1 pseudogene is annotated in these 906 nt (G+C 52.5%); it reads left to right on the forward strand.

What is annotated here, in order from left to right:
* A pseudogene (locus HMPREF3149_RS10835) lies at window positions 1-808 on the forward strand (hypothetical protein); the annotation flags it as partial.
* Between the last annotated feature and the right edge of the window lie 98 nt (window positions 809-906).

The raw sequence follows: 906 nt of genomic DNA on the forward strand, positions 1-906 counted from the left end.
CATCCTGCTTGCTAATCATGATTTCGCGACTGGTAAAACACCGCGTATTGCGGGCAACTGGCACTCGGTTCGCGAGGAGAACGACAAGCTCATGAAAGACTTAGGCTTGCAGGTTCTTGAGCGCGGGTCGAAAGAGCTCTCTCGTGCCGAGCGATTTGCCAAGGCTCAGGGTCGCCAGATTGATGCAGCAGGCTTGAATCTTGGAGACTTAACCGGCGATACGTGGCGCAGCTTCATGCGTGCCAGAGTTGAGGATCTATTCCAGGATGATCGTGTGCGATCCGCCCAAGGTGTTAAAGCTGGTTTGCAGGTTGCTCATGAGATTGCTGGTGAGCACAACTTGGCGTTTACCGTTCGTGAAAATAGCTCGCCCAAAGCCAAAGAAAAGTACACCACGATGTACGCGCTCAAAGACGATGATGGTGAGTTTTTCAAGTATCCCACCAAGCGCGGCAAGCGTAAGGCGTCGACTACTGGATCACGTCTGGGCAGTGACTACGAGATTAAGCCCGTGATGGACTACATCCACCAGCTCCAGCAGCGTTATCAGATGGAAGAAGCGGTGAGACAACGTGGACTGGAAAAGGAGCGTATCCGCCAGCAGCGACAAGCAGAATTTGACGCTGAATTTGAGGATTATGATGCTCACAACAAACCAGCGCGTGTAAGCCCGCCGCCAGTCGCTCCACGGATTCACGACCCGACAGAAGAGCGGATACGCAGTTTAAGCATCGACCAGTTCAGGAAACCAAAGCGAATGGGCTCTAGACCCCGCGTGCAGGAAGAAGAGTTTGGCCCAGAGTTTTAGAAGATGACCAGCCATTTAGACGTGTGTAATGCACGAAAAAGTCACCAGTAACCGACTACCCTAGAAAAGTGCTGAGAGCGGCTTGTTGGTAGGGGTGT

Origin of the sequence: Corynebacterium sp. HMSC05E07 (assembly GCF_001807225.1) — a bacterium.
GTDB classification, from domain to species: domain Bacteria; phylum Actinomycetota; class Actinomycetes; order Mycobacteriales; family Mycobacteriaceae; genus Corynebacterium; species Corynebacterium singulare.